The sequence below is a fragment of the Rhodopila globiformis genome (assembly GCF_002937115.1).
Classification (GTDB): domain Bacteria; phylum Pseudomonadota; class Alphaproteobacteria; order Acetobacterales; family Acetobacteraceae; genus Rhodopila; species Rhodopila globiformis.
Genome location: NZ_NHRY01000220.1, coordinates 1 through 5,634, shown reverse-complemented (window position 1 = coordinate 5,634; position 5,634 = coordinate 1). Strand labels below are relative to the sequence as shown.

The window sequence follows — 5,634 nt, the reverse complement described above, 5'->3', positions numbered from 1 at the left end:
GCGGCTTCTCTGGGCAGGTGTCCGCACCACGCCCATGCCCTACCGGTTGCTCAAGCTGGCCGATGTTTATGTTTGATAAGGATAACGATCATCCGGAAAAATTGGCTGAGGAAGGTGCGTAAGCAGGTAGATCTTTGGAAAGCCGGAGGGTAGGTAGATACAATCGAGATATAATATCGTAGTATCTGCTTTCGGTAGTGCAGGAATTGGCGCATGAAAACGGTGCTAACTGAAAGCGATCGGGAGCTTATTCAGCAACTGTTTGATGACGTTGGAGTTCTTGAGGATCAGTTCTTGGTCGGACTTCCCAAACCGGCTGCCACACGAGCCGTATTCGTACCAATCTTGCGGCGATGGATTGTTGAGCAGCTGTTCCATCGTGTGCAGAGGCTGGTTCGTCCGTTGATCATAAATTTTCCGATCAGCAGCAATTCCCATGCAATTGAAGCCTGTAAAGTTGGGTCATATGATCATTGGATGGGGTTAGTCACCATTGGACCAGCCGGGTTTACTACAGGACTGGTTACAGAACGGCTTCGTGGAACGCCACAGGATCCGACCCCCTGGCTAGTCGGGCCTCACTGCAAGCCATTGCCACAAAATGCAAGGACTTTCTTCAATCAAAAAATATTCTATTGGAAAGGACAATTCTACACGCGGATGGACGTCATTAAAATGCACGCAAACGCATTGGGTGGCGTTCACTTTGGTTTTGATAAAATAAAAAGTGAAACTCACATTGTCGAAATAAAAAACTACCTTGGCCTCGAAATCAACGGTTCAAATCGTGTGATGATTGAAGGCGAGACAATCAGCAGAGGTAGGGCAGACCCATCGAGGCGGCAGAACATTTATGATGCAACCGAATTAGTGGCGATCGACACAGCTAGAATATTTGCTGTTGGTATACGAGCTTCCGCGCAGCCACTTCTACAACTGCTGGCCACAGGGCCATTTGACGCCGGCGAAGCAGTGAGATCGGCAGGAGCGGAAGATGACCCGTTGTATCGCACGTTTTGTGGTCGCCTCAGTGACTGATCATCCAGGGGCGTTGCGCCGGGAAGCTCTTCGCCGCGACGGGTTCCGCGCGCGGCTTCTGGCGGTCGGAGCCAGTAGAGCAGGCGCAGCCCGCAGGATGTTGCTGAATTCTTGCCGGCGCATGGGCGCTGCGTTCGTTAACAGCGGCGGCGTGGCGACGGGAGGGATCGAGTCCAGACATCGCCGGCGCGGTCAGCAACGCCCGCGGCGCCGGTTCGCCGCAGTGCCCGCACGGCTGCGGCTGCTCGAACTCCGCCATCGGCCGGATGGCAGTGAACGGTCCGCATGTGGCGCAGAGGTAGTCATAGACTGGCATTGCTGATTTCCTGTTGACTGGCCGATCGGCCGTGGCGGCGTGGTGGTTGAACTGCGGTGCCAACTGGATGGGGTGGGGGCGTATGGGCCACCGCAATCAAGCGGACACGGAGTTCCACGGAGTTTCACAGAGAAAGAAAGTATTGCGCTTCGCGCGAAGCGCCTGAAACGACCGGACGTCGCCGGCGAGCCGATCGGGCCGCCCCCGGGATCTCCGTGCAACTCCGTGACATACTCCGTGGAACTCCGTGTCCGCTTGGTTGCGGCCGGCAAAGCATGAACTGGCGTGTAGCGGGACGCACCGCGGCTGATCGCCTTCCAGCGGAAAGCAGTAACGGTAAACGAACGACAGAAACCGCGGCACATCCCCATCTTCACCGGTCTACCGGTCCGGCGCCAGCGGGATATCCACCCCGCCCTTGATCCCGCCGCTCGGCCCGCTCGACCCCGGATTGATATCGAAATCGAATATCTCCGTCGGCAGCCACAGCGTGGCGCAGGAATTGGGAATGTCCACCACGCCGCTGATATGTCCCTGCACCGGCGCCGTTCCCAAAATGGCATAGGCCTGCGCGCGGCTGTAGCCGAACTTCGTCAGGTACTCGATCGCGTTCAGGCAGGCCTGCCGGTAGGCGACGTTGACGTCGAGGTAATGCTGCTGCCCGGCCTCGTCGACCGAGATGCCCTCGAAGATCAGGTAGTCGCTGTACACCGGCTTGATCGGGCTGGGCTTGAAGATGGGATTCTTGATCCCGTACTTCGCCATGCCGTCCTTGACCAAATTCACCCGCAGGTGGATCCAGCCGGGCATTTCGATCGCCCCGCAGAACGTGATCTCGCCGTCGCCCTGGCTGAAATGCAGGTCGCCCATCGACAGCCCGGCGCCCGGTACGTAGACCGGGAAGAACACCCGCGCGCCACGCGACAGGTCCTTGATGTCGCAGTTGCCGCCGTGTTCCCGAGGCGGAACGGTCCGCGCGCCGGTGGCCGCGGCCGAGGCTTTCGCATCGCCTTGCAGACGGCCCATGTGCGCCGTCGCGGCGAACGGCGCATTGGCCAGCGGCGGCACGCGGTTCGGGTTCGTTGCGATCAGCGCGGTTTCGCGCCTGTTCCACGTCTCCAGCAGTTTCATGTCCGGCAGGCAGCCGATCAGCCCGGGATGGATCAACCCCGCGAAGCTCACGCCCGGCACGTGGCGGGAACTGGTGAACATCCCGTGGAAGTCCCAGATCGATTTCTGTGCCTGCGGGAAATGATCGGTCAGGAACCCGCCGCCGTTCTGCTTCGAGAAAAATCCGTTGAACCCCCACGCATTGTGCGGGAACGCGCCGATGTCGAGGAAATCCACCACCAGCAGGTCGCCCGGCTCGGCGCCCTCGATCCCCACCGGGCCGCTGAGGAAATGCACGATGCTCAGGTCGATGTCGCGCACGTCCTCGGCCGAATCGTTGTTCTTGATGAAGCCGCCGGTCCAGTCGTAGCACTCGATGACGAAGTCCTGGCCGGGCTTCACCGTGGCGACCATAGGAATGTCCGGATGCCAGCGGTTGTGGATCATGTCGTTGTCATAGGCGGATTGCGACAGGTCAACCTTGATGAGGGTATCGGGCATGGGTTCCCCTTTCTTGTTGCAGCGGGCCTGATCGATGGAGCCGGATGGCGAAACGTTTTCGCGTGTTGCCTCGTGTTGCGGACGCGGCAACGGAACGCGGTTGCCGCACCGTTGTCAAAACAATATTATGTTTCGCTGGCGTGATGCCGGCGCCGCGTCCGCGCCAGTCGCATTTCAAGCGGCGTGCCAGCCCGGCGTGCCAGCCCGGCGTGCCAGCCCGGCGTGCCAGGCCGGCGTGCCAGGCCCTGGGGGGCGGGCCGCCACTCTGTCGTCATGGCCGCCCCCGGCCCGTCCAGGGGGCCATGACGCCGGGGCGCCGGCATGCCCGGCGGCAGGACGGCGCCGCGCGCGCTACATCGGCGGCTTCAGCCCGTTCTGGCCAACGGCAATCGACGCCCCGACCAGCCTGCCCTCCGGCGCGCCATGCGCGGTGATGAAGACCTGCTCGCCCGGCCTGATCTCGTTCGCCGTGCCGGGCGTGATCGTCACGATCGTCGCGTCCGGCGGCACGGTGATGGTCCGGCTGCCGCCCTTGTAGGCAAGCGTCAGCACACGATCACGCCCAACTGCCTCGACCCGGGCAATGTTCGCGTTGGTCATCCGGCCCGGCCCGGATGCCAGATCCCACGGCCGGTCGCCTTCGCCGCGGCCCCGCAGCGACTCGTCGAACACGTGCACCTCGACCGCCTCGCGCCGGCCGTTGCGTTCGACCGAGGTGACGCCGACGTATTTTCCGGGCTTGATGGCGCTGAAATCCGCCGGAGCGACCGTGAACACTTTCGCGTCATGGGCCAACATGACAGGGTCCACGTTGTCGGGACTGGTCCGCACCGTGAGCCAGGGGACCTCGACGGCCGCGACGGTCCCGCGGATATGCCGCGGCGGGGTACTGGCCGTCGCGGATACGATAGTTACGCATGTAGCCATCATCGCGGCGGCGACCAGGGTCGCGACCGGACGGCGATTGTTCATGACGTTCTCTCTCCCTGTGCGCGAAGTGCGCTTCTTTTATTTGGGACGTTTTGCGGTTCGGTTAGACTGCCGGCGGCGGCCTGCGAACCGGCCGCCCATCACATGCGCTTAATAGCCACCCGCGACAGCCCTGGAGACCGCCGATCCATGCCTGACGGACACCACAGCGCCCTGACGCCGGACCAGGCGGTCGATCGGCTGGAGGCGATGCACGCCGACGCGGTGCAGGCGCAACGCGACGCCCTGGCCCGCTTCGCCGCCGGCGGCCCGCCGCCGGACCCCGAGGAACGCCGCCGCTTCCGCTACCCCGAGCTTCGCCTGGTCTGCGAGCCGAACGGGCCGCTGCCGGTCACCCGCCGCGCCTGGGGCAAGGTCCAGACGCCCGGGGTCTATGCCACCACCATCACCCGCCCGGGCTTCTTCCGCCCCTACCTGCTGGAGCAATTGCGCCCGCTGGCCGAGGAATTCGGCGCCGTGCTGCATGTGCGGCCGAGCACGCAGGAAATCCCGTATCCCTACGTGCTCGACCGCGGCGACGAACTCGCCGACAGCGCCGCCTCGGCGACGGACCTGGCGCGGCATTTCCCCACGCCCCTGCTGTCGGCGGTGGGCGACGAGGTGGCGGACGGCCTGTGGGCGTTCGAGGAAGGACACGCAAGGCCGCTGGCGCTGTTCGACGCGGTGCGCGTCGATTACTCGCTGAACCGCCTGCGCCACTACACCGGCACGCACTGGAGAGGCGTCCAGCCCTGGATCCTGCTGACCAACTACCAGCGCTACGTCGACCAGTTCGTGCGCTGGGGCCTGGACGAACTGGGCAATCCCGGCAGTCCGTATGACCGCCTGGTGGCGCCCGGCGACACCGTCGCGAACCGCGGCGACGACCTGGCCGAGGCCGCCGCGCGGATTGCCGCCGCGCCCTGGTTCCGCTTCCAGATGCCGGCCTACCACCTGGCGCGGAACGACGGCCAAGGCGGCGTGACGATCGTCAACATCGGCGTCGGGCCGTCCAACGCCAAGACAGTCACCGACCACCTTGCCGTCCTGCGCCCGCATTGCTGGCTGATGGTGGGTCATTGCGGCGGGCTGCGCGGCTCGCAGGCCATCGGCGACTACGTGCTGGCGCATGGCTACCTGCGGCGCGACAAGATCCTCGATGACCTGGTGCCGCCGGAGGTGCCGGTGCCGGCGCTGGCCGAGGTGCAGGTGGCGCTGCAGGAAGCCGCCGCGCAGGTCACCGGCGAGCACGGCGATGCGCTGAAGCAGCGGCTGCGCACCGGCACGGTGGTGTCGTACGACGACCGCAACTGGGAACTGCGCTGGTCGCAGGAGCGGCGGCGCATCAACCTCTCGCGCGCCATCGCCGTGGACATGGAAAGCGGCACGCTGGCGGCGCAGGGCTACCGGCTGCGGGTGCCGTACGGCACGCTGCTGTGCGTCTCCGACAAGCCGCTGCACGGCGAGATCAAGCTGCCCGGGACCGCCAGCGCATTCTACCAGCGCGCGGTGGGCGAGCACCTGACCATCAGCCTCGCCGCCCTCGACCTGCTGCGCGGCGGCGTCGAGGCGCTGCACTCGCGCAAGCTGCGCAGCTTCGACGAGCCGCCGTTCCGGTAGGATGCGGTCCTGCGTCGGCGTGCCGAGGGGCGTGCCAAGGGGCGTGCCGGTGGGGCGTGCCGGTGGGGCGTGCCGGTGGG

General features: G+C 64.6%; 5 protein-coding genes. 2 read left to right on the top strand and 3 right to left on the bottom strand.

From position 1 onward, the window contains the following. Positions 1-213: 213 nt before the first annotated feature. Complete coding sequence (locus CCS01_RS33045) at positions 214-1,038, top strand: hypothetical protein (protein ID WP_146101875.1); 825 nt, start codon at positions 214-216, stop codon at positions 1,036-1,038. Here the strand turns inward: CCS01_RS33045 and CCS01_RS20890 are convergent. The 3 genes from CCS01_RS20890 to CCS01_RS20880 form a co-directional block, all read right to left on the bottom strand. Further along, complete coding sequence (locus tag CCS01_RS20890; RefSeq protein WP_104520702.1) at positions 1,028-1,354, bottom strand: FmdB family zinc ribbon protein; 327 nt, start codon at positions 1,352-1,354, stop codon at positions 1,028-1,030. The genes CCS01_RS33045 and CCS01_RS20890 overlap by 11 nt on opposite strands. 381 nt (positions 1,355-1,735) lie before the next feature. Further along, entirely contained in the window at positions 1,736-2,965 is a 1,230-nt protein-coding gene (gene fmdA / locus CCS01_RS20885; RefSeq protein ID WP_104520703.1) for a formamidase, read from the bottom strand. Positions 2,966-3,316: 351 nt separating this feature from the next. Then, a complete protein-coding gene (locus tag CCS01_RS20880; protein ID WP_104520701.1) occupies positions 3,317-3,937 on the bottom strand; it encodes a hypothetical protein in 621 nt (206 codons plus the stop codon). Positions 3,938-4,084: 147 nt separating this feature from the next. Here CCS01_RS20880 and CCS01_RS20875 point away from each other — a divergent pair, with 147 nt between their 5' ends. Beyond that, positions 4,085-5,554 (top strand): AMP nucleosidase, encoded by a 1,470-nt coding sequence (locus CCS01_RS20875; protein WP_104520700.1) that lies wholly within the window; start codon positions 4,085-4,087, stop codon positions 5,552-5,554. The last annotated feature ends 80 nt before the right edge of the window (positions 5,555-5,634 follow it).